The 20964-nt window shown below is 68.6% G+C and carries 18 protein-coding genes and 1 riboswitch; of the genes, 10 read left to right on the forward strand and 8 right to left on the reverse strand.

Going from position 1 to position 20964, the window contains the following annotated elements; translation table 11 throughout:
- The first annotated feature begins 33 nt into the window (after positions 1-33).
- The 3 genes from ACL03I_RS22545 to ACL03I_RS22555 are packed head-to-tail and all read left to right on the forward strand — an operon-like array spanning position 34 to position 7255.
- Positions 34-330, forward strand: a complete 297-nt coding sequence (locus ACL03I_RS22545) for an acyl carrier protein (protein ID WP_364424850.1) — start codon at positions 34-36, stop codon at positions 328-330.
- Positions 327-5396 carry an SDR family NAD(P)-dependent oxidoreductase gene (locus tag ACL03I_RS22550; RefSeq protein WP_412806899.1) on the forward strand — a complete coding sequence of 1690 codons (5070 nt, stop codon included), beginning with the start codon at positions 327-329 and terminating at the stop codon, positions 5394-5396. Before ACL03I_RS22545 ends, ACL03I_RS22550 begins: the two co-directional genes overlap by 4 nt.
- A complete protein-coding gene (locus ACL03I_RS22555; RefSeq protein ID WP_412806900.1) occupies positions 5393-7255 on the forward strand; it encodes a fatty acyl-AMP ligase in 1863 nt (620 codons plus the stop codon). Before ACL03I_RS22550 ends, ACL03I_RS22555 begins: the two co-directional genes overlap by 4 nt.
- A 21-nt stretch (positions 7256-7276) precedes the next feature.
- On the opposite strand, the gene ACL03I_RS22560 is transcribed toward ACL03I_RS22555, so the two are convergent.
- The 3 genes from ACL03I_RS22560 to ACL03I_RS22570 form a co-directional block, all read right to left on the reverse strand.
- Entirely contained in the window at positions 7277-7681 is a 405-nt protein-coding gene (locus tag ACL03I_RS22560; protein ID WP_355071094.1) for an RNA-binding S4 domain-containing protein, read from the reverse strand.
- A gap of 3 nt (positions 7682-7684) precedes the next feature.
- Positions 7685-8281: a C40 family peptidase gene (locus ACL03I_RS22565; RefSeq protein ID WP_355071092.1), complete on the reverse strand. Its 597-nt coding sequence runs from the start codon at positions 8279-8281 to the stop codon at positions 7685-7687.
- A gap of 78 nt (positions 8282-8359) precedes the next feature.
- A riboswitch (cyclic di-AMP (ydaO/yuaA leader) is annotated at positions 8360-8529 on the reverse strand.
- A 219-nt stretch (positions 8530-8748) separates the two neighbouring features.
- Positions 8749-9006 carry a hypothetical protein gene (locus ACL03I_RS22570; RefSeq protein WP_412806901.1) on the reverse strand — a complete coding sequence of 86 codons (258 nt, stop codon included), beginning with the start codon at positions 9004-9006 and terminating at the stop codon, positions 8749-8751.
- 168 nt (positions 9007-9174) lie between these two features.
- Here ACL03I_RS22570 and ACL03I_RS22575 point away from each other — a divergent pair, with 168 nt between their 5' ends.
- From ACL03I_RS22575 to ACL03I_RS22590, 4 genes are all read left to right on the forward strand, one after another.
- Positions 9175-10356 (forward strand): ATP-binding protein, encoded by a 1182-nt coding sequence (locus tag ACL03I_RS22575; RefSeq protein WP_355071089.1) that lies wholly within the window; start codon positions 9175-9177, stop codon positions 10354-10356.
- A gap of 161 nt (positions 10357-10517) precedes the next feature.
- Complete coding sequence (locus ACL03I_RS22580; protein WP_356963168.1) at positions 10518-12473, forward strand: acyl-CoA dehydrogenase family protein; 1956 nt, start codon at positions 10518-10520, stop codon at positions 12471-12473.
- A 328-nt stretch (positions 12474-12801) separates the two neighbouring features.
- The gene (locus ACL03I_RS22585; protein ID WP_412806902.1) at positions 12802-13764 is read left to right on the forward strand and encodes an alpha/beta fold hydrolase; all 963 of its coding nucleotides are present in this window, start codon (positions 12802-12804) and stop codon (positions 13762-13764) included.
- Between the two features lie 191 nt (positions 13765-13955).
- Entirely contained in the window at positions 13956-14243 is a 288-nt protein-coding gene (locus ACL03I_RS22590; protein WP_355071084.1) for a hypothetical protein, read from the forward strand.
- A gap of 211 nt (positions 14244-14454) precedes the next feature.
- On the opposite strand, the gene ACL03I_RS22595 is transcribed toward ACL03I_RS22590, so the two are convergent.
- Positions 14455-14697 (reverse strand): hypothetical protein, encoded by a 243-nt coding sequence (locus ACL03I_RS22595; RefSeq protein WP_412806903.1) that lies wholly within the window; start codon positions 14695-14697, stop codon positions 14455-14457.
- A 317-nt stretch (positions 14698-15014) separates the two neighbouring features.
- On the opposite strand from ACL03I_RS22595, the gene ACL03I_RS22600 reads away from it, so the two are divergent.
- From ACL03I_RS22600 to ACL03I_RS22610, 3 genes are read left to right on the forward strand one after another with little or no spacing between them, the layout of a single operon-like run.
- Complete coding sequence (locus tag ACL03I_RS22600) at positions 15015-15845, forward strand: hypothetical protein (RefSeq protein ID WP_355071083.1); 831 nt, start codon at positions 15015-15017, stop codon at positions 15843-15845.
- A gap of 25 nt (positions 15846-15870) precedes the next feature.
- Entirely contained in the window at positions 15871-17811 is a 1941-nt protein-coding gene (locus tag ACL03I_RS22605) for a fumarate reductase/succinate dehydrogenase flavoprotein subunit (RefSeq protein ID WP_412806904.1), read from the forward strand.
- Positions 17812-17813: 2 nt separating this feature from the next.
- Complete coding sequence (locus ACL03I_RS22610; RefSeq protein ID WP_355071079.1) at positions 17814-18560, forward strand: succinate dehydrogenase/fumarate reductase iron-sulfur subunit; 747 nt, start codon at positions 17814-17816, stop codon at positions 18558-18560.
- A gap of 46 nt (positions 18561-18606) precedes the next feature.
- Here the strand turns inward: ACL03I_RS22610 and ACL03I_RS22615 are convergent, their stop codons facing one another.
- The 4 genes from ACL03I_RS22615 to ACL03I_RS22630 all read right to left on the reverse strand — a co-directional run bounded on the left by ACL03I_RS22615 (position 18607) and on the right by ACL03I_RS22630 (position 20896).
- Complete coding sequence (locus ACL03I_RS22615; protein ID WP_355071078.1) at positions 18607-18804, reverse strand: hypothetical protein; 198 nt, start codon at positions 18802-18804, stop codon at positions 18607-18609.
- Between the two features lie 89 nt (positions 18805-18893).
- Entirely contained in the window at positions 18894-19118 is a 225-nt protein-coding gene (locus ACL03I_RS22620) for a DUF397 domain-containing protein (RefSeq protein WP_355071076.1), read from the reverse strand.
- A gap of 178 nt (positions 19119-19296) precedes the next feature.
- Positions 19297-19767 carry a DNA-directed RNA polymerase subunit beta gene (locus ACL03I_RS22625; protein WP_364424856.1) on the reverse strand — a complete coding sequence of 157 codons (471 nt, stop codon included), beginning with the start codon at positions 19765-19767 and terminating at the stop codon, positions 19297-19299.
- Between the two features lie 205 nt (positions 19768-19972).
- Positions 19973-20896, reverse strand: coding sequence for a DNA-3-methyladenine glycosylase family protein (locus tag ACL03I_RS22630; RefSeq protein WP_412806914.1), 924 nt, complete (start codon positions 20894-20896; stop codon positions 19973-19975).
- Between the last annotated feature and the right edge of the window lie 68 nt (positions 20897-20964).

A 20964-nucleotide genomic window follows, 5' to 3' on the forward strand; every position in this document is an offset into this window, starting at 1 on the left:
ACAGCAGCCGGGGAGACGGGGAGGGAGGACGCGATGCGGCCCGGTCTTCCGGACGGGCACAGTGGTGCACCGGAACACGACGGTTCGCTCGGCAATAGCCGACGCACCGCACTCACTTGTGCCGCCGTCCTTGCCGTAGCGGATCTACTAGGTGTCGACGCCGCCTCGGTGTCGACCAGCTCGCCATTCACCGATCTCGGCCTCGGTTCCACTCAGCTCGCGAGGCTGACCGCCTATCTCGAGGACGCCATGGGAGTCGAAGTTCCGCTGACCGCGCTCTACGACCATCCGGACATCGAACAGCTTGTCGAGTATCTCGCGATGCGATGAGCAGCGCGGCCACTGATTCCGTCGGCTCGCATCCACCCGTCTCCATCATCGGCATCGGCTGCCGACTGCCCGGGGCGGCGAGCGTCGCCGAGTTCTGGCAGCTGTTGCTCGAGGGCCGGGACGCCACGTCCGCCCCGCCCGCCGGGCGGCTGGGCTCGCGGCGCGGCGGGTACCTCGCGGATGTCGAGTCCTTCGACAACGACTGGTTCGCCATCTCCGACCGCGAGGCCGCGCTGATGGATCCGCAGCAGCGGCTCGCGCTGGAAGTCGCGGTCGAGGCGCTCGACGACGCCGGGATCGGCTATCGCACGCGGGGTTCCGGCGCGGCCGTCGTCTTCGGCGCGTCGGGGTACGACCACGGCATCGCGGTGCTCGGCCGCGCGGGTCACGACGCGCCCTACGCGGTGACCGGGTCGGCGCTCAGCATCATCGCCAACCGGTTGTCGTACGTGCTCGACCTGCACGGGCCGAGTCTGGTACTCGACAGCGCATGCTCGTCCTCGCTCGCCGCGGTCGACCTCGCGGTCCGGCTGCTCGCCGACGGCGCCGTCCCGTTCGCCATCGTGGGCGGCGTCAATCTCGTCTTGCTGGAACACACCTCGAACTACCTGGCCGAGGGCGGCTTCCTGTCGCCCGGCGGACGCTCGACGCCGTTCGACGTCGCCGCGGACGGTTACACCCGCGGCGACGGCTGCGCCGTGGTGATTCTGCAGCGCAGCGCGGACGCGGTACGCGAGGGCAACCGGGTGTACGCGGAGATCGTCGGAACCGCCGTCGGATCGGACGGCCGCTCCAACGGCCTGTACGCGCCGAACGGCCGCGCACAGCAGGAGACGTTGCGGGCCGCGTGGTCGCGAGCCGGGCGCCCGCCCAGCAGCGCGGGGTACATCGAATGCCACGGCACCGGAACGCCTTTGGGTGACGCGGTGGAGGTCGGCGCGCTCGCCGCCGCGCTCGGGCCCGGCGCGGACGACCCGATCTGGATCGGTTCGGTGAAGTCCAACATCGGGCATCTGGAGGCCGCCGCCGGAGTCACCGGGATGGTGAAGACCGCGCTGTCCGTCCACCACGGGGTGATCGCCCCGACGATCAACGTGCACACCGAGCATCCGCTGCTGCACTTGGCCGAGCGCGGCCTGCGCGTGCCCACCGAGCCGGTGGACTGGAGCGGGGTGGACGCGACGGAACGCGTGGCGGGCATCAGCTCGTTCGGATTCGGCGGCACGATCGCGCATCTCGTGCTCCGCGGCGCCACGCGAGCGCGGGCCGAACACGATGCGCACTTCCCGATACTGCTGCCGCTCACCGCACGTGACGAGGAGGAACTGCGCGACCGCGCGCTGCGGCTGGCCGATGAATTCGACCGAACAGGGCCCTCCTTGCCCGAATCGGTCGCAGCGGCGGCGCGAGCGGTGCCGGAGCCGACCCGGGCCGCGATCCTCGCGCACGATCACGCCGACGCGGTGCACCGGTTGCGCACGCTCGGCCACGGCGACGCCGACGCGGCGCTGGGCCCCGTGGCGAACCGCCGCCGTGGCGGGCTGTTGTTCCTGTTCTCCGGGCAAGGCGGCCAGCATCCGAAGATGGGCCGTGCGCTGGCGGCGCGATATCCGGTCTTCGCCGCCGCACTCGCCGAGGCGACCGACGCGATCGTGACGGCGGGCGGGCCGCGGGTCTGGACGCCGCGTCACGGTTTCACCTCCGCGGGTGCGGCGCAAGCCACCGATCTGGTGCAGCCCGCGTTGTTCGCCTTCCAGGTGGCGCTGGTGAAATTGCTGGCGGCATGGGGGATCCGCCCTGATGCGGTGGCAGGCCACAGTCTCGGCGAGATCGCGGCGGCGGCGGTGAGCGGCGCGCTGACCCTCGCGGACGCGGCGCGCGTGGTGGTGCTGCGCAGCGCGACGCTGGCGCATCTGGACGGGCGCGGCGCGATGGCAGTGCTGGAGGCGGCCCCGGGCGAGGCGGCCAAACTCGTGGAGCCGATGCGATCGGAAGTGGCCGTCGCCGCGATCAACGGCCCGAGGTCGGTAGTCGTGTCCGGCACCCCGCGCTATATCGACACGCTGGTGCGGCGAGCCACCCGCCGCAACATGTTCGCGCGCAGGCTCGCGGTCGACTTCGCCGCGCACAGCCCGCAGGTCACCACCGTGCTCGCGCCTTTCGTCGCGGCGTTGACCGAGATCACGCCCCTGACGCCGCGCCTGCCGGTGTATTCGACGGCGCGGCGCGGCGCGAAAATCACCACCGCCGCTATGGACCGCGACTACTGGACGGAGAATGCCGCGGGCACGGTGGAATTGGCGGCCGCGCTCGAGCGCGCGGCCGAAGACGGCATCGCCACCGTGGTGGAGATCGGCCCGCAGCCGGTGTTGCTCGCGGCGGTGCGGGAGTACCCGGACTTCCGCGACGGCACGCATGCCGTGGCGCTGCGCGATGACGAGGCGAGCGGCTTCCTCACCGGCGTGGCCGGGCTGTACCTGGAGGGGCGGCCGGTCGACTGGTCCGCACTCGGCCCCTTCGGCACACCCGTACCGCGGCAGTGGCGCAAGCGGAAATTCCCGCTGCTGGTGGCCGGACCCGCGAGCGCGCACGTCCCCGAATCCGCCTTCGCCGCCGAGGATCTGACTCATCACGTGGTACAGGGCGACAACATCGTGCCCGCCGTCTTCTGGCTGCGGCGGCTGCTGCGGCTCGCCAAGGACACGGCGGGGGCGGCCGCACTGGCCGACTTCGCCGTACATGAGAGGACCGATCCCAGCGCCCTGCCCGAGGTCGTCTATCGCGGGCCGGGAGCGGAGGAAAGCGTACGGGCGGAGGTCACGGGCACCGGAACGCTGGCTTCGGCCCGGCCCGCCGGTGACCCCACACCCGCGGATATCGTCGCATGGATGCGGGTGGTCGACGCAAACCGGGCCGCAAGACATCACATGCGCGTCATCACCACCGGCGTCTTCTACCAGGAATTGCGCCGCAGACGGCTGGAGTACGGTCCGCGATTCCGCACGCTGCGCGGCATCGCCGCGGGCACCGGACGGGCGCTGGGCCTGTTCGACGCCGCCGAATTGCATCGCACCGCGACGCTGGACGGCTGCCTGCATGTGCTCGCCGCGGCGGTGTTCGACGAATTGCCCGGCACGTCGATTCCGCTGCCGATCGGCATCGACTCGGCCTGGCTGTCACATGAACCGAATCGCCACGTGCTCGAGGTGCACGCGCTGGTCCGCGAGCGCGCCGACACCGGATTGATCGGCGACGTCATCGCGACCGACCAGCACGGGGTGCCCTGTCTCGCCTTCTCCGGTGTACACATTCGCTATGCCGACCCCACCGACGAGGAGGGGCTCGGCAGGCTTCGCACGGCGCACGCCGAACACGAAACGCGAAACGCGCCCTTCCGTCAGGAGTCCTGGGAGTCGCGCGATCCCGGTTCACTCGGGCTCGGTGACGCACCCGCGACCCTCGTGCGGCGCGCGGTGGTGGTCGGCGCCTCCGACCTCGCCGTCCGGCTCGCTCGCGCGCTGGACGCCGAGCTGCCCACCGAGCGGATCGCGCGGGAACCGGACGACGCGAGCTCGCTCGTCAGCGCGGTACTGGCCGGGCGCAGCGGTGACCACGCCGTAGTGGCCGTCTGGCCCAGCGGTTTCGGCGTGAGCGCGGGCAAGAGCGCCGCGGCGGCCGGTCGTGTCCTCGAACTGCTGCAACTGATCTCCGCTCACGACGCCACCGCGTCCGTGACGGTGGTACTGCCGCACGAGGATCCGGCCCGCCCGCTTCCGCGGCCCGATGAGCCCGCCGCGGCGGCCTCGGTCGTCCCCGCGGCGATCGCCGGGCTGGTGCGGTCGCTGCAACTGGAGACGGGTCGTACGGTGCGCCTGGTCTGGGCCGATTCCGACCCTAGGAACCTGCCGCTGCTCACCCGCCTGGTGGCGACCACCGACAGCGCCGTTCCCGACGAGCTGCGCCTGTCGGCGGGCGAGACCGCGGTGCGTCGCTTCACGCCCGCGCGACCACGCGCCGTGCCTGCCGTCAGCGTCGACGCGAACGGAACATACGTCGTCACCGGCGGACTGGGCACGCTCGGCTCGGTCGCCGTGCGCTGGTTGCTCGACGCGGGCGCGCGCGACGTGGTGGTGCTGACCAGGGCGCCTCGCCCGGTGCCCGCGCTGCTCGACGGCTTGGAGGACCGCATCGTCGTGGTGCGCTGCGACGCCGCCGACCGGGACGACCTGGCCAACGCGCTCAGCGACATCCGGGCCTCCGACTCGATGATCCGTGGTGTCGTGCACGCGGCGGGCGTGCTGGAGGACGCCGGGTTCGACGCGATTACCGCGGGCCAGCTGACCAGGACGTTCCTGCCCAAATCCACCGCGGCGGGCAATCTGATCGAGCTCACCGCCACCGACGCCACCGACTTCGTATTGCTGTTCTCCTCGGCCACCGGCGCCCTCGGTGCGCCGGGGCAGGCCGCGTACGCTGCCGCCAACGCCGCGATGGACGCACTCGCGCAGCGTGATCCGGGCAGACGGATCCTGAGCGTCGGCTGGGGGCTGTGGGATTCCGGCCTCGCCGCGGCGGCGGGCGGCGCGAGCCATTTGCGTCGAGCGGGCATCGGCGCGTTCGACTTGCCGGGCGGAAGTGCCGTACTGTCCCAGGTCCTGCGCTACGACGGCCCATACCTCCTGGCGCTGGAGCACACGCCGACGACCGACACTTCCCCGATCGCGATCCGTTTGACGAATCTGCTCGTGCCCGTCGGCCGTCCCGACCCCGGGCCCGCCCGCGCCGAGGCGAGTGAGCGCACGCCCGAGCCCGCCGAACCGCTGACCACGACCATCCGCCGCGTTCTGGCGAGCACGCTCGATCTGCCCGCCGAGCACATCGACGCCGGGGCCGACTTCAACGACCTCGGACTCAGTTCGTTGCTCGCGATCGAGATGCGCCGAAACCTGGAAGCGCGGCTACGCGTCCGGATCGCGACGGCGGAGTTGTTCAAACACCCCACCATCACCGCCCTCGGCGCCGCCCTGCTGGATCGGGTCGCCGCGAACACCGGAGAGACCTCGTGAGCCGCGGCGACCACCCGGCGGGAAATGGTCTCGCGACTTCGGTGGCCGCGTGGGCCGCCACCCGCCCGGACGGGCCCGCCTTCACCGAGCTGCGGTTCCGTGTCCAGGAACGCAAGCCCGTCACGCTGACCTACGCGCGCCTGCATGCCGCGTCGGGCGCGCTGGCCGCACGACTGCGGCAGGAAAGCGCCCCCGGCGACCGCGTGGGCATCCTCTGCGCCCACGGCATCGACTACGCGGTGGCGTTTCTCGCCTGCCTGTACAGCAATCGAGTCGCGGTGCCGCTGTTCCCGGCCGCGGGCGCACGCAACCGCGAACGCCTGCACGCCGTCCTGGCCGATGCCAGGCCCTCGCTCAGCCTGCTCTCCGCTCACGACGAGATCACCGCGCCGATCTTGGGCACCGCGTTGGGCCGAGTACTCACCATGTCCGCGAACCCGGCTGTGCCGGAATGGGGTTCAGTCGAGGGAATCAGGTCCGGCGCGCCTACCGCGATGGCGTCGGCGAGCGTGGCCGACCCGACGGCACGCCGCGCGGGGTCACTCGAGACACGCTTCGTCGCACCCGGCATTCGTCCCGCCACGCCGTCGGCCGCACCGGTGATCGATCCGGTGTGCGACGAGCTGGCCTATTTGCAGTACACCTCCGGATCGACGAAGTCTCCCGCGGGCGTCCGGGTCACGCACGACAATCTCGCCACGGCGTTGACGCAACTCGGGCACGCCGTGTCGGTCGCGGACGATCGGCCCGTCGTGACCTGGCTGCCGTTCTTCCACGACATGGGTCTGATCCTCGGCCTTTCGCTGCCACTCTTCCTGGGCGTGCACGGCATCACGCTGGCGCCCGCCGAGTTCGTGAAGCGCCCCGTCCGCTGGCTGCGCGCGATCGCCGACTACCGCGCCGGTACCACGGGGTGTCCCAATTTCGGCCTGAAACTCGCGGTGTCCGGCACCACCCCCGCCGAGCGGGCCGGGCTGGACCTGTCCGGACTGGACATCGTGCTCAACGGCTCGGAGCCGGTCCGCGCCGACGCCTTGCAGGAGTTCACCGAGACCTTCGCCCCTTACGGTTTTCGCCATCACGCGCACACTCCCGGCTTCGGCTTGGCCGAGGCCACCCTGACGGTCACCGTCTGCGACCAGCACGAGAACCCGGTATGGCACCGTTTCGACCGCGCCGCACTGTCCGAAGGCCGCGCGGTCGCGCTGTCCGAGGACGCGGCGGGATCCGTGGACGGTGTGCCACTGGTCGGGTGCGGCGCCCCCGCTGGACAACAGCTGCGGATCGTCGATCCGGTGCTCGGAACCGCGCTGCCCGCTGGACGCGTCGGCGAGATCTGGGTGGCCGGAGACAATGTGTGCGACGGATATTTCGGGAGACCGGATGCCACGGCGGAGATATTCTGCGCCACGCTGCCGGGAAGCACTGCCCGCTGGCTGCGCACCGGCGATCTCGGCTTCCAGCACGAGGGCCAGCTCTACATCGCGGGCCGCCGCAAGGACGTCATCGTGGTCGACGGACGCAATCACTATCCCGCCGACATCGAGGCGACGGTGCAGGCATGCGCGCCCGAGGTCAGGCCGGGTCACGTGACGGCGTTCGGGCACGACGACGGGCTGCGCGAAGACCTGGTCGTTGCCGCCGAACTCGGCACGGTCGACGGACGCGAGCCGATCGAACTGTTCGCCCTGGCCCGGCGCATCCGCACCGCGGTCGCGTCCACCCACGAGGTGATGCCCGGTGCGGTACTGCTCCTCGAGCCGGGGCGAATCCCCAAGACCAGCAGCGGAAAGCTCCGCCGCGGCGAGTGCAGGGCACGCTATCTGGCGGGCCAACTCAGCCCGGTGGCCATGATCTGACCAGCGGTCGCCGGCTTTCGTTCAGTGCTCGTCTCGGCCCATGAGACGGTCGGTCTCGCGACGCTCGCGCTTGGTGGGCCGCCCTGCGCCGCGGTCACGGCGGGGCATGCTCGCCAGGATTTCGCGCGGGGGAGGAGGCGGACTGCGATCGATCAAGCACTGCGCGGCGATCGGAGCGCCGACGCGCTTGGTGACGATCCGCTCCACGATGACAATGCGTTCGATACCGCCCGCGCGGACGCGCACCTCGTCACCGGGACGCACGGGCTGTGCGGGCTTGACTGTCGCGCCGTTCACCCGGACGTGCCCGCCACGACATGCCTCCGCAGCGGCGGATCTGGTCTTGAACAGACGCACCGCCCAGGTCCACGAATCAACGCGGGCCTGGGTGGCGATGTTCTGGATGCCGGATTCGGCGCGGGCCACTCGTTAGACGATACGGCGTGCGGTGACCACCATGTCGGGGCGCAGCGGCGTGTAGGACACCGGCGTACCCGTCTGCACCGCGTTCAGGAGCTTGTTGTCGCCCGCGTAGATGCCGACGTGACCGCCGCCGTTGGTGATGACGATGTCACCCGGCTTCAGCTCGTTGTAAGCGACCGGAGCGCCGACGTGCGACTGCTCGAAGCTGGTGCGGGGAAGCTCGATGCCCGCCTGACGGAAAGCCCACTGGACGAGACCGGAGCAGTCGAAGGAGCGGGGACCCGCCGCGCCCCAGGAGTACTGGGCGCCGACCTTGGTCCTGGCGGCGTCGAGGGCGATGTCACCCGGGGAGTTGCTCTGCTGCTGGCCGAACAGGCCCGGCAGCATGGGCGCGAAATTGGGAGCCTGAGGAGCGACCTCTTGCGGCGCCTGGGCAGGGGCGGCGGGAACAGCCGCGAGCGCCTGCTGGATCTGCTGATTGAGCTGCTGGACCGGCTGTTCCCATTCCTGCGGAACATCGAAATTGCCGACACCGGGAACGTTGATGGTCGCGGCCATGGCCGGAATCGCGGGCATGGCGCCGGTCGCGGCCACCGCACCCATGACAATCGCACCCTTGACGGAATTCGGAACCCGAGAATCCCGTTGCAAGCTGTGTTTACCCACCGAGCTACGTCTCCGATCTTGCTGCTCTCCCGCCGACCGGGTTAGCTGACGGGCTCGGGCCGGGAGAGCGGCCCTACCTCGCGACCGAAATCGGCCTCGAGGATTCACCCCAGACGAACCTGTGGGTCCCCGGTACGACAGCCGAGACCGGTTGGCCCCGACAGCCGTTAAGGCGGTAACTAGTGGCGCCGTTTCTCTTACGAAGCGACTGGTTCCACTAAGTCACGAAGAGATTACGGCGCCGACGCGATGTTGTCCACCCCACAGAGCTGCGTCTTTTCCATCACGACCGGAGCCCGCTTGGATCGGCGGAAAATGGCCGCCCAAGCGAAGGTCACGGACTGATCTCGCCGGGCGGCGCGAGGTCACCGAAGGACATCGCCGGCCCGTCCGACCACTCGGGTTCAGGGGCGCGTTCTGTGCACCGCGCGCTCGAGTTCGTCGATCCTGCGGCGCGCCTCGGCCAGCTCGACCTCGAGCTTGCCGAGCGCCATGACCAGCGGGCCGACCGCGAGATCGGCGACCAGCTGTGGATCGTCGTAGCCCCGCTCGATCGCGACGAGGATGTTGGACCGGATGCGCTGGGCCACCGTGGCGCCCGCCGGCACGTTCCAAGACCCGACTACCTCGGCGAGGCCGGCGAGAGGTGGTTCGTCGGACATGCCCCTCCGTTCCCGCGCCGCCGTGCCGCGCGACCGTTCTGGCGAACCGCAACCAGCCTAGAGAGCCGGCGGCGAGAGCAATAGTGCAATACGAAACGCTAAGGCTTTCTAGAACACACCATAGATGTGCCCAGATTATCCGGACGAAACGCGCTACGGTGTCGGGGCATGGACCCCGTGCGGAATCCGTATGCCCCTGGGGCGGGACAGCGCCCGCCCGAATTGGCCGGGCGCGACAAGCAACTCACGGCTTTCGACATCGTGCTCGAACGCGTCGCGCGCGGCAGGCCGGAACGCAGCGTCATGCTCACCGGCTTGCGCGGCGTCGGGAAGACGGTGTTGCTCAACCAGCTTCGCTCGGCCGCCATCTCGCGCGGCTGGGGCACCGGCAAGATCGAGGCGCGCCCGGACCAGGAATTGCGCCGCCCGCTGTCCTCGGCGCTGCACATGGCGGCGCGTGCGATCGCGACGGCGCACCGCAATCCGGAACGGGTGGACGACTTCCTCGGCATCCTCAAGGCTTTCGCGCTGCGGTCCACCGCGGACAAGGGCATGCGGGAACGCTGGCAGCCCGGCATCGACGTGCCCGCGGTGAGCGGCCGGGCCGATTCCGGCGACATCGAGATCGATCTGGTGGAGCTGCTGGTCGAGGCGGCGGCGCTGGCCGGTGACATCGGCGTCGGCATCGCGATCTTCATCGACGAGATGCAGGATCTGGGGCCCGCCGACATCTCCGCGATCTGCGGCGCGTGCCACGAACTGAGCCAGGACGCCGCACCGCTGATCGTGGTGGGCGCGGGCCTGCCGCACCTACCCGCGGTGCTGTCCGCCTCGAAGAGCTACTCGGAACGACTATTCAGCTATCACCGCATCGACCGCCTGGATCGGGAGTCCGCCGACCAAGCGCTGATCGCGCCCGCCCAGCGCGAGGATGTGAAGTTCACCGACGAGGCATTGGACTCGTTGTACAGCAAGGCCGATGGTTACCCGTATTTCGTGCAGGCGTACGGCAAGGCCGCATGGGATCAGGCGCCGGAGAGCCCGATCACGGCCGAGGATGTGGAGGTGGCCTCGCCCGCCGCCGAGGAAGAGTTGGCGGTCGGATTCTTCGGTTCCCGTTATGAGCGGGCTACCCCCGCTGAGCGGGAATACATGCGCGCCATGGCCGACCTGTCCGGCGACGACGGGCCGGTGGCGACCGCGGCGGTGGCCAACGAACTCGGCCGCAAACCGGCTTCCCTCTCGCCCGCCCGGGACGGCCTGATCAAGAAAGGCCTCATCTACTCCGCCGAGCGCGGCACCATCGGATTCACGGTGCCGCACTTCGGCCGCTATCTGCGCTCGGTCTGAGCGCCCACCGGCCGCGCGCGCAGCGATTGATTGCCAACTATTCGCCCGTCTTTCAAGATCAATAGATATTCGTAGATTTATCTCGACCAGCAGGCCTACCGATGAGTAACAAACCCTCCTACACTCGGATGTGATCCTGATCACGTCCGAGGGAGGACATCATGGCGACAGCCGCGAAAGTCGACGCCACCGAAGAACAGGCCCGCGCACTGGTCGAGGAATCCCGCGAAACGAGCTGGGCCAAGCCGTCCTTCGCCAAGGAAATGTTCCTGGGGCGGTTCCGGCTCGACCTGATCCACCCGTATCCGGAGCCCGGCCCCGAGGACGCCGAGCGGACCGAGGCGTTCCTGTCCCGGCTGCGGACGCTGTGCGAGTCCATCGACGGATCGGTGATCGAAGCGGAGAGCCGGATCCCGGACGAGTACGTCAAGGGCCTGGCCGAACTCGGTTGCTTCGGCCTGAAGATCCCACAATCGTTCGGCGGCCAGGGACTTTCCCAGTTCGGCTACAACCGAGCGTTGATGCTGGTCGGCTCGGCGCACCCGAGCCTCGGCGTGCTGCTGTCCGCACATCAGTCGATCGGGGTGCCCGAACCGCTGAAACTGGCGGGCACCGACGAGCAGAAGGCCGAGTTCCTGCCCCGCTGCGCGGCCGGGGCGGTCAGCGCGTTCCTGCTCACCGAGCCCGACGTGGGCTCCGATCCGGCCAGGATGGCCAGTACCGCGACGCCGACCGAGGACGGCGAGGCCTACCTGCTCAACGGCGTGAAGCTGTGGACGACCAACGGCGTGGTCGCCGAGTTGCTGGTGGTGATGGCACGCGTGCCCAAGAGCGAGGGGCACCGCGGTGGCATCTCGGCGTTCGTGGTCGAAGCCGACTCACCGGGCATCACCGTCGAGCGGCGCAACTCGTTCATGGGCTTGCGCGGCATCGAGAACGGCCTGACCCGGATGCACGACGTCCGGGTGCCCAAGCGCAACCTGATCGGCCGGGAGGGCGACGGCCTCAAGATCGCGCTCACCACCCTGAACGCGGGCAGGCTCGCCATCCCCGCGTTGTGCACCGCCGCCGCCAAGTGGTCGCTGAAGATCGCGCGGGAGTGGAGCACCCAGCGGGTGCAGTGGGGCAGGCCGGTCGGCGAGCACGCGGCCGTCGGTCAGAAGATCGCGTTCATCGCGGCGACGACGTTCGCGCTGGAGGCGGCGCTCGATCTGTCGGCCACCATGTCCGACGAGGGCCGCAACGACATCCGGATCGAAGCGGCGCTGGCCAAGCTGTGGGCCAGTGAGATGAGCTGCCGGATCGCCGACGAACTCGTGCAGATCCGCGGCGGCCGCGGCTACGAGACGGCGGCCTCGCTCGCCGCGCGGGGCGAGCGGGCCGTCCCCGCCGAGCAGCTGGTGCGCGATCTGCGGATCAACCGCATCTTCGAAGGCTCCAGCGAGATCATGCGGTTGCTGATCGCCAGGGAGATGGCCGACGCGCACATGGCGGCCGCCGGCGCGCTGGTCGACCGCAAAGCAGAGTTCAAGGACAAGGCGAAGGCCGCGGTCGGCGCGACGGGTTTCTACGCCAAGTGGTTCCCGCAGCTCGCGGTCGGCGCGGGGACGGTACCCGCGGCGTACACCGAATTCGGCGTGCTGGCCCGGCATTTGCGCTTCGTCGAGCGCAGTGCGCGCAAGCAGGCCAGGTCCCTGATGTACGCGATGGGCCGGTGGCAGGCGGGCCTGGAGTACCGGCAGAACTTCCTCGGCCGGATCGTCGACATCGGCGCCGAGCTGTTCGCGATGTCGGCGGCCTGCGTGCGAGCCCACGCGTTGCGCGCCGCCGACGCGCCGGAGGGCAAGGCGGCCGAAGAACTGGCGGACACCTTCTGCAGGCAGTCGCGGCTGCGCGTGCGCGAGTTGTTCGACGCGCTGTGGGACAACACCGACGACGACGACCGCACCCTCACCCGCGGCGTGCTCGACGGCCGCTACGAATGGCTGGAGGGCGGCGTGCTCGACCCGAGCGAGGGGACCGGCCCGTGGATCGCGGAGTGGCAGATGGGCCCGTCCACCGAGGAGAACCTCCTGCATCCATTCCTGCCGTCCACGCGTCCCCACGCGGAAGCCTGAGCGGTAGCGGACCCGCCGCACGCCCGCCCGAGCGTGCGGCGGGCAGTCGCTCGCGAACTATTCGCCAATATCGGAATTCTCCTAGAGAACCGCAGATATTTTTCGCGAGCGCGCCGCATAGCGATCAGGGCAATCTAAAGCTATCTAGTTTTTCGACTACTATTTCGTAGATTTTTCTGTGCGAGCGAAGCCAGCTGCTCGATCGACCTGCAGCGTCGGTTGGACAACGTGTACGTAACGGCAGGTGTAGGGGGTTAACGGGGCGGAAATCCAGTGCGACATCTGGGCAAGAGGCGCCGAACATGCGCCGCGCCCACAGGAGGGTGCCATGTCCACGACCATCGCCCGCCGCGCCGTAGATCACGACGGCCACCACGTCACAGTGTCGGCCGAAGACGGCGTTCCCCTCGCGGTCCGCGTCTTCGGCGGCGACGACGCCCTCGCGACCGTCGTCTTCGTGCACGGCCACTGCCTGCGCACCGAATCCTGGATCTACCTGCGCGAGCACCTCCTGCGGCAGTGGGGAGACGACACCAGGATGGTGTTCTACGATCACCGCGGCCACGGCGAATCCGGGGTGGCGCATCCGTCGACCTACACCATCGAACAGCTCGGGTACGACCTGGACACCGTGTTGCGGACGGTCGCGCCGGCCGGTCCGGTGATCCTGGTCGGCCACTCGATGGGCGCGATGGTCGTGCTCGCCTACGCCCGGCTCTACCCGCAGGCCATCGGCACGCGGATCGCAGGCGTCGGGTTGCTCGCGGCCGCTGCCGCCGGGATCACCGAGGTGGGGCTGGCGCGCCTGTTGAACCGGCGGGCGGTGAACTCGCTGCAAGCCGCCGTCACGCACGCCCCGAGGGTGATGCAGGCGTCCAGGCACCTGACCCGCCGCTTGTTCACGCCGATCCTGCGCGAGGCCGAATTCGGCACCAGGAAGGTGAACCCGCGGATCGCCGCGCTGGCCACGGCCATGCTGAACGACACGCCGCTGCTGACCATGGCCGGATTCCTGCACTCGCTGATCACCTTCGACGAGACGGCGACTCTGCACCGGCTCGGCGCGATTCCCACGCTGGTGCTGGCGGGCTCGGCGGACCTCATCTTCCCGTTCGCGCACTCGGTGGCACTGGCCTCCCAGCTGGCCGGTTCCGAACTGGTCCGGCTCGAAGGCGCCGGGCACAGCGTGCTGCTCGAGCGGGCCGAAGAAGTCGCGCTGTCCATCGCCGGACTCGCCGAGCGCGCGTTCGCCGCGGCGCCGTCGGGTGCCGGGTACGCCGCAGCGGGCTGAGCTCGGCAAGCGGGCGGCAACCATCGGATTTCGACCGCACGCGAGCCAGGATCGAATTCTTTCGGTACTGTGTTGTAGATCACGTTGTGTGGTGGGTCACACGGCTCGGTACAGCGCGGCCCAAGACGAACGGGCAACCGCGCGTCACGGCACCGAGTTCGCATGTCCGCCAGGGAATCCAGGAGGTATCGATGACTCGCAGCGAATTCGCGGAACTACGCTACGCGGTCGGCCAACTCCGGCAATCCATCGGCGTACTCCGCACCCAGTACGGCGACGCCAGCACGGTGCGGCGGTTGGAGAACGACCTCGAGCGCCTCGCCATCGACGCCGACGAACTCGAGCAGTCACCGCCGCCGGAGGTGCGGCGGACCGCCCAAGACGTCATCTACGTGCCGGACAGCAAGTCCGACGAGGCCGCTTGGATGGGCGCACAGGACGAGGGGCTCGGCTTCCACTCCCGTCCGCGGACGAAGTAGTTCCGGGGTGGGCGGCGCGCGCCGCCCATCGCGGTACTCCCTGCCCGATGCCTGCCGTGGCGGCCGCACCCGTGCCACCGGGCCGCGCGCGGTCCCGGCGGCCTGGCGCACGGCGCCGCCGTGATCGCACAGCGCGCGATGGACGTCTGAGCCGTATCGGTCCTCCGCACGACACAGTTCGTGCAGCGACCCGCCATGGTGCGCAAGCCGCTCACCCCCGCCGGACACCGAGCGCGATGAAGATGTTCACCTTGCCCGGCGCGATGATCGAGTCGTTCTCCCGCGCACCAGCGCCGAGACCGCCACCCGTGTCGGTTCCCGCACCGAGCGTTCGGTCACCGCGGCGGGCACACCATCGAGACCGACATCCGGCGAGGCCGCGCGGCGCGTGCCGCTGCCTGCACAGGCGCTCCAGTCGCACCCTCCCGTTGCCGGGTGCATCCGAACAGGTCAACAGGTTGATTCCGGTCGGATATGGCCGACGATCGATGTCTTCACCCTGCGGTTGAAGAGACAATTCCGGCATTCCGTTTTTGCCTGCTCGAATCTTGTTTCGCGGAAGGTGACTTCGAAAAGTCCGGTTGGCCCGGAACCCGCGTAGACAAGCATGAGGCGTGCCTGATGTGGCGCAAATCATACGGTTGACGGCGGGGCATGTTTGTCGAGACCCCGTTCGATCAATAGCGCACGTGTCGTATGGTGCTCAGCATCACATTCGATTGCGGAGGTAACGATGACCACCCGCACACAAGATCAGCGAGGCATCCGCCTGTGAGTGCCGCACCGACCGCCGCCCCCGAAGCGGGCACCGGCGTATTCAGCAGAACAAGGGCCCGAATCTCGGATCGCACGTTGCGCACCGACCGATGGTGGATCCCCCCACTCGTCACGGTGCTCGGGCTAGCCGCGTTCGTCATCTACGCGACGATCAGATCGTATGTGCGCACGGCATATTGGGTCCCGGACTATCACTATCTGACCCCGTTCTATTCACCGTGCCTGAGCACTTCCTGCGTCGAGGGCTCCAGCCATTTCGGCACCCCTTTCGGCGATCTGCCCGCGATCCTGCCGCTGGGCTTCGTGGTGCTGCCCTTCCTGCTCGGTTTCCGCCTGACCTGCTACTACTACCGCAAGGCCTACTACCGGGCGGTGTGGTTCTCCCCGCCCGCCTGCGCCGTGGCCGAGCCGCACGCCAAGTACACCGGTGAGACCAGGCTGCCGCTGATCGTCCAGAACGCGCATCGCTACTTCTTCTATGTGGCCCTGGTGGTTTCGGTGATCAACACCTACGACGCCATCGTCGCCTTCCACGGCAAGACCGGTGGCTTCGGTTTCGGCCTCGGCAATATCGTGCTGCTGGTCAACGTGATCCTGCTGTGGGCCTACACGCTGTCGTGCCACTCGTGCAGGCACATCGCGGGTGGACGGCTCAAGAACTTCTCCGCGCATCCGGTGCGCTACTGGTTCTGGACTCAGGTCTCCAAGCTGAACACCCGGCACATGGCGCTGGCCTGGACCACTCTCGGCACGCTCGTGCTGACCGACTTCTACGTCATGTTGGTTGCCAGCCAAACGATTTCGGACCTGCGGTTCATCGACTGACCGCCTCATCGAGGAGTTTCTCTGCATGGCAGAAGTGGAACGGCACAAGTACGACGTCGTCGTGATCGGAGCGGGCGGCGCCGGATTGCGGGCGGTCATCGAAGCCAGGGAGCACGGCCTGTCCGTCGCTGTGGTGTGCAAGTCGCTGTTCGGCAAAGCGCACACCGTGATGGCCGAAGGCGGCTGCGCGGCGTCGATGGGCAACGCGAACGAGAAGGACAATTGGCAGGTTCATTTCCGGGACACGATGCGCGGCGGCAAGTTCCTGAACAACTGGCGCATGGCCGAATTGCATGCTCAGGAAGCGCCCGATCGAGTGTGGGAACTGGAGACCTACGGGGCGCTGTTCGACCGGACGGCGGACGGCCGCATCAGTCAGCGCAATTTCGGCGGCCACACCTACCCGCGGCTCGCGCATGTCGGCGACCGGACCGGCCTCGAGATCATCCGCACCATGCAGCAGAAGATCGTGTCGCTGCAACAGGAGGATTTCGCCGAGACCGGTGACTACGAGAAGCGCATCAAAGTCTTCGCCGAATGCACCATCACCGAATTGCTCAAGGACGGTGACCGCATCTCCGGCGCGTTCGGTTACTGGCGCGAATCCGGCCGCTTCATCCTGTTCGAGACCCCCGCGGTGGTCCTGGCGACCGGCGGCATCGGCAAGTCGTACAAGGTGACCTCGAACTCCTGGGAGTACACCGGCGACGGGCACGCGCTGGCGCTGCGCGCGGGCGCGACGCTGATCAACATGGAGTTCCTGCAGTTCCACCCCACCGGCATGGTCTGGCCGCCCAGCGTGAAGGGCATCCTGGTCACCGAGGGCGTACGCGGCGACGGCGGGGTGCTGAAGAACACCGAGGACAAGCGGTTCATGTTCGACTACATTCCGCCGGTCTTCAAGGGGCAGTACGCCGAGACCGAGGAAGAGGCCGACCAGTGGCTGCGCGACAACGACTCCGCTCGCCGCACACCGGACCTGCTGCCGCGTGACGAGGTCGCCCGCGCCATCAACGAAGAGGTCAAGGCCGGGCGCGGCACCGAGCACGGCGGCGTCTACCTCGACATCGCTTCCCGGATGCCCGCCGAGGAGATCGTGCGACGACTGCCTTCGATGCACCATCAGTTCAAAGAGCTGGCGGACGTCGACATCACGAAGGAACCGATGGAGGTCGGGCCCACCTGTCACTACGTGATGGGCGGAGTCGAGGTCGATCCGGACACCGGCGCGGCCACGGTGCCCGGTCTGTTCGCCGCGGGTGAGTGTTCCGGCGGCATGCACGGGTCCAACCGCCTCGGCGGGAACTCGCTGTCCGACCTGCTGGTGTTCGGCCGCCGGGCCGGGCTCGGGGCCGCGGCCTATGTGGAACAGCTCGGCGAGCGGCCCGCAGTCGCGGACGACGATGTCACGAACGCCGCGAAGGCCGCCGTGGCGCCGTTCGATCCGCCCGCCGACGGCAAAGGCGAGAACCCCTACACCTTGCACACCGATTTGCAGCAGACGATGAACGACCTGGTCGGCATCATCCGCAAGGAACACGAGGTGCGCGAGGCGATCGACCAACTCGCCGAGTTGCGTGCCCGGTTCCGCCAGGTGACCGTCGAGGGCCACCGCCAGTTCAACCCCGGCTGGCATCTCGCGCTCGACCTGCAGAACATGCTGCTGGTCAGCGAATGCGTGGCGCACGCGGCGCTGCTGCGGACCGAGAGCCGCGGCGGGCACACCCGGGACGACCACCCGTCGATGGACCCCGACTGGCGGAACAAACTGCTGGTCTGCGCGGTGGATCCGGGCACGGCCTGCGACCCGATCCCCGGCGTCACCGTGACGCGCAAGGATCAGATCCCGATGCGATCGGACCTGCTCGCCCTCTTCGATCTCGGCGAGCTCGAGAAGTACTACACCCCGGATGAACTCGCCGGGCACCCGGCCGCGGCCGGGCAATCGACGGAGCGAGAGGCGTAACGATGGGTTACGACGCCAAATTCCGCGTATGGCGCGGCGATCTCGACGGCGGAGAACTGCAGGATTTCACCGTGCTGGTGAACGAGGGCGAGGTCGTACTCGACATCATCCACCGGCTACAGGCCACCCAGGCGCCCGATTTGGCCGTGCGCTGGAACTGCAAGGCGGGCAAGTGCGGTTCCTGTTCGGCCGAAGTGAACGGGCGGCCGCGCCTGCTGTGCATGACCCGGATGTCCACCTTCACCCAGGACGAAGTGATCACGGTGACGCCGATGCGCACCTTCCCCGTGATCAAGGACCTCGTGACGGACGTGTCGTTCAATTACGAAAAGGCGCGGGAGATACCGTCTTTCACGCCACCCGCCGATCTCAAACCGGGCGAGTACCGGATGAAGCAGGTCGACGTCGAACGTTCGCAGGAATTCCGCAAGTGCATCGAGTGCTTCCTGTGCCAGAACACCTGTCACGTGGTGCGTGACCACGAAGAGAACAAGAAAGCGTTCGCCGGACCGCGCTATTTGATGCGGATCAGTGAATTGGAGATGCACCCGCTGGATGCGGGCGACCGCACCGAACTCGCCCAGGACGAGCAAGGGCTCGGTCTGTGCAACATCACCAAATGCTGTACCGAGGTCTGCCCCGAGCACATCAAGATCACCGACAACGCGTTGATCCCGATGAAGGAACGGGTGGCCGACCGCAAGTACGACCCGCTGGTCTGGCTGGGCAACAAGCTGTTCCGCCGATAGACGCCGGACAACCGGCCGGGGCGATCCCCGGCCGGTCGGCGCACCCTTACAACATGGCCACGACGCCGAGGGCCACGACCCACACCAGCATGCCGACGAGCAGCGCCGACAACAGCGAGCTGGTGAGGACGAAGACTCCGACCGCCGACACCGCGAACAACAGCGCGACGATCAGCCATTCCACCCAATCGTCCGGCCGCAATTTCCGGTACCGGGGATGGGAACTCTTGAGCCCTCGGTCCACAGATGATGGGCTACCCGTATTCGGCCTCGATAAACGTCTTTTCGTTGCCGAAAATGTGTCATTCCGTGATCTTCGAAGGCGGCCGTGCCTTATCGCGGCCGGTCGAACTCTCCGTCCTGCACACCGGCGGTGAAGGCGGCCCACTCCGCGGGCGTGAAGATCAGCACCGGCCCCTCGGGATCGTTCCCGTTGCGCATTCCCACGTGTCCGTCGGCGAGCAGCGCCACTTCGACGCTGTCGTTGCCCGCCCCTTCCCCGGCCCTCCGCCACGTGGCGCCGGACAGGTCGATGTTCGTGTTGCCTTGAATGCTCACGAGACGGACTCCTTCGCTATCTGCCGTGGGAGACGTGTGTACGGACCGAGAACCCAGCACCACCGCTGGGCGCACGCACGCGCGCCCGATAGTACCGCCGCCGACCGGCGCTGTCGGGCGAACAACCGACGAAGAACGGCCCGGTACTCCGACCGACCACGTGATTCGCCGCCTGCGCTCAGCGGCGGCGTGGCGCGGGCTCCGCCCACGCACGAATGGCCGCGACGACCACCCGGCCGGACGGGCGAAACCTGTTCCGTGGCGGCACTATCCAAGACCGAATCGCGCCGACCGACGCCGTCGGGGACGGCAACGCGATCGTCGACCCCGTGCGGCAGACCGAGACGTTGAGCCGGAACAACTCCGCGAACAGGCGCGTATCGTTTTCCGGCAGGTCCGGCGCGATCAGGAAGGTCCATCGATTCGAGCGCGGGTGCGCCAGGATCGGGCCCAGCCGCACGCTCTTGCTCTGCATGTGCGCCTTGACCGCCTGACCCAGGCTGCTCGGCATGGTCAACGCCCACACCGACCCCGCGCGCATCACGATCCGGCCGAGCTCGGGCGGATCCACAACGGCGGGCAGATCGCATTCCCGCCGGTAGAACAGGCATCTGGATCGTGGCGTATCCCCGAGTGGCCTCTGCTCCACTGACAACCCCCTGCAGTTGTGTGGTTCGACGATGAGTGCGCGCCATACGGAACCCCTCCGGCTACCGCTCGCGTACCGATGAGAATGCGGCGATGGCCGAGTGTGGCGCGACTACCTATAGTTTTGCTTTTCTCCGGCCGGAACCGACTGATAAAGAATGGGCAAAACTGCGGAAAAGTGAACGCGCCGAGGGGCCGCTGTGAACTCAGTGCCAGGTGTGATCGGTCAGCGGGGTGCGCGGGCCGAACTTCGGCTTGTAGAAGTGGCCGCTGATTTCCAGCAGGCGGATCGCTCGATAACGGTGCGGGCGCAGCGGCTCCAGGTATTCGACCATCGCATCGTCATCCATGGGACGGCCGAGCAGAGTCCAGCCGACCGCGGCGGACAGGTGGTAATCGCCGACCGACAGCGCGTCCGCGTCGCCGAAAGCCCGCTGCGCGATCTCCGCGGCCGTCCACACCCCGATACCGGGGACACCGCACAACCTTCGTGCCGCCTCGACCGGATCGACCCGGGCCGCGCGCTCCAGCGATTCGGCGATCCGAGCCGCGCGCACGATGGTCTGCGCGCGTTGCGGTCCGACATTGGCCCGGTGGTACACCCAGGAGGGAATTCGCCGCCAAGTGTCCGCGTCCGGCGGCAGCCGCATTCCCTCCGGTGCGGGGCCGGGCGCCGGTTCGCCGTACTGCCGCACCAGTTTCCGCCACGACGCCCGCGCGGAGACGGTGTGCACCTTTTGCTCCAGCACCGACGGCACAAGGGCTTCGAAGACCAAGCCCGTGCGCAGCATGCGCAGCCCGGGAAAACGGCGATGGGCATCGACGAGTTTCGGATGGTCCGGGAGGAACGCCGAGACATCCTCGTCCAGGCAGAGCATGTGCTCGAGACCCGCGAGGAATTCCGCCGCGCCCGGCCCCCAGGCGCGGGCCTGCACAGTGCGCGGATCGGACTGGGCGAGGCGGTAGGTGACCGGCCCGGTCGGCAGACGGGAGGCGTGCCAGTGCGCGCCGTCGCCGGTCACCCGATGGCACGGATCGCCGGTGCCGCGACCGAGGGGAGCGAGCGTGCACGCCAGGTCGATCGGCCGATCCGTGGTCACGGTCCGGCTGGCTCCCGGCTCGACCGTCATGCTGCGCACCCGAGACATTCTGCCCGGTGCGGCGCGCGGCGCCGCGTCCCCCTCCACCGGGACACGCG

The sequence above is a fragment of the Nocardia sichangensis genome (assembly GCF_047200615.1).
Taxonomy (GTDB): Bacteria; Actinomycetota; Actinomycetes; order Mycobacteriales; family Mycobacteriaceae; genus Nocardia; species Nocardia sichangensis.

Excerpts from the sequence above, each read along its gene's own strand:
- ACL03I_RS22545 (WP_364424850.1), top strand. The coding sequence starts at position 34 with ATGCGGCCCGGTCTTCCGGACGGGCACAGTGGTGCACCGGAACACGAC.
- ACL03I_RS22630 (WP_412806914.1), bottom strand. The coding sequence starts at position 20,896 with ATGACGGTCGAGCCGGGAGCCAGCCGGACCGTGACCACGGATCGGCCG.
- ACL03I_RS22550 (WP_412806899.1), top strand. The coding sequence starts at position 327 with ATGAGCAGCGCGGCCACTGATTCCGTCGGCTCGCATCCACCCGTCTCC.
- ACL03I_RS22610 (WP_355071079.1), top strand. The coding sequence starts at position 17,814 with ATGGGTTACGACGCCAAATTCCGCGTATGGCGCGGCGATCTCGACGGC.
- ACL03I_RS22570 (WP_412806901.1), bottom strand. The coding sequence starts at position 9,006 with ATGTCCGACGAACCACCTCTCGCCGGCCTCGCCGAGGTAGTCGGGTCT.
- ACL03I_RS22575 (WP_355071089.1), top strand. The coding sequence starts at position 9,175 with ATGGACCCCGTGCGGAATCCGTATGCCCCTGGGGCGGGACAGCGCCCG.
- ACL03I_RS22580 (WP_356963168.1), top strand. The coding sequence starts at position 10,518 with ATGGCGACAGCCGCGAAAGTCGACGCCACCGAAGAACAGGCCCGCGCA.
- ACL03I_RS22565 (WP_355071092.1), bottom strand. The coding sequence starts at position 8,281 with ATGGGTGCGGTGGCCGCGACCGGCGCCATGCCCGCGATTCCGGCCATG.
- ACL03I_RS22590 (WP_355071084.1), top strand. The coding sequence starts at position 13,956 with ATGACTCGCAGCGAATTCGCGGAACTACGCTACGCGGTCGGCCAACTC.
- ACL03I_RS22605 (WP_412806904.1), top strand. The coding sequence starts at position 15,871 with ATGGCAGAAGTGGAACGGCACAAGTACGACGTCGTCGTGATCGGAGCG.
- ACL03I_RS22585 (WP_412806902.1), top strand. The coding sequence starts at position 12,802 with ATGTCCACGACCATCGCCCGCCGCGCCGTAGATCACGACGGCCACCAC.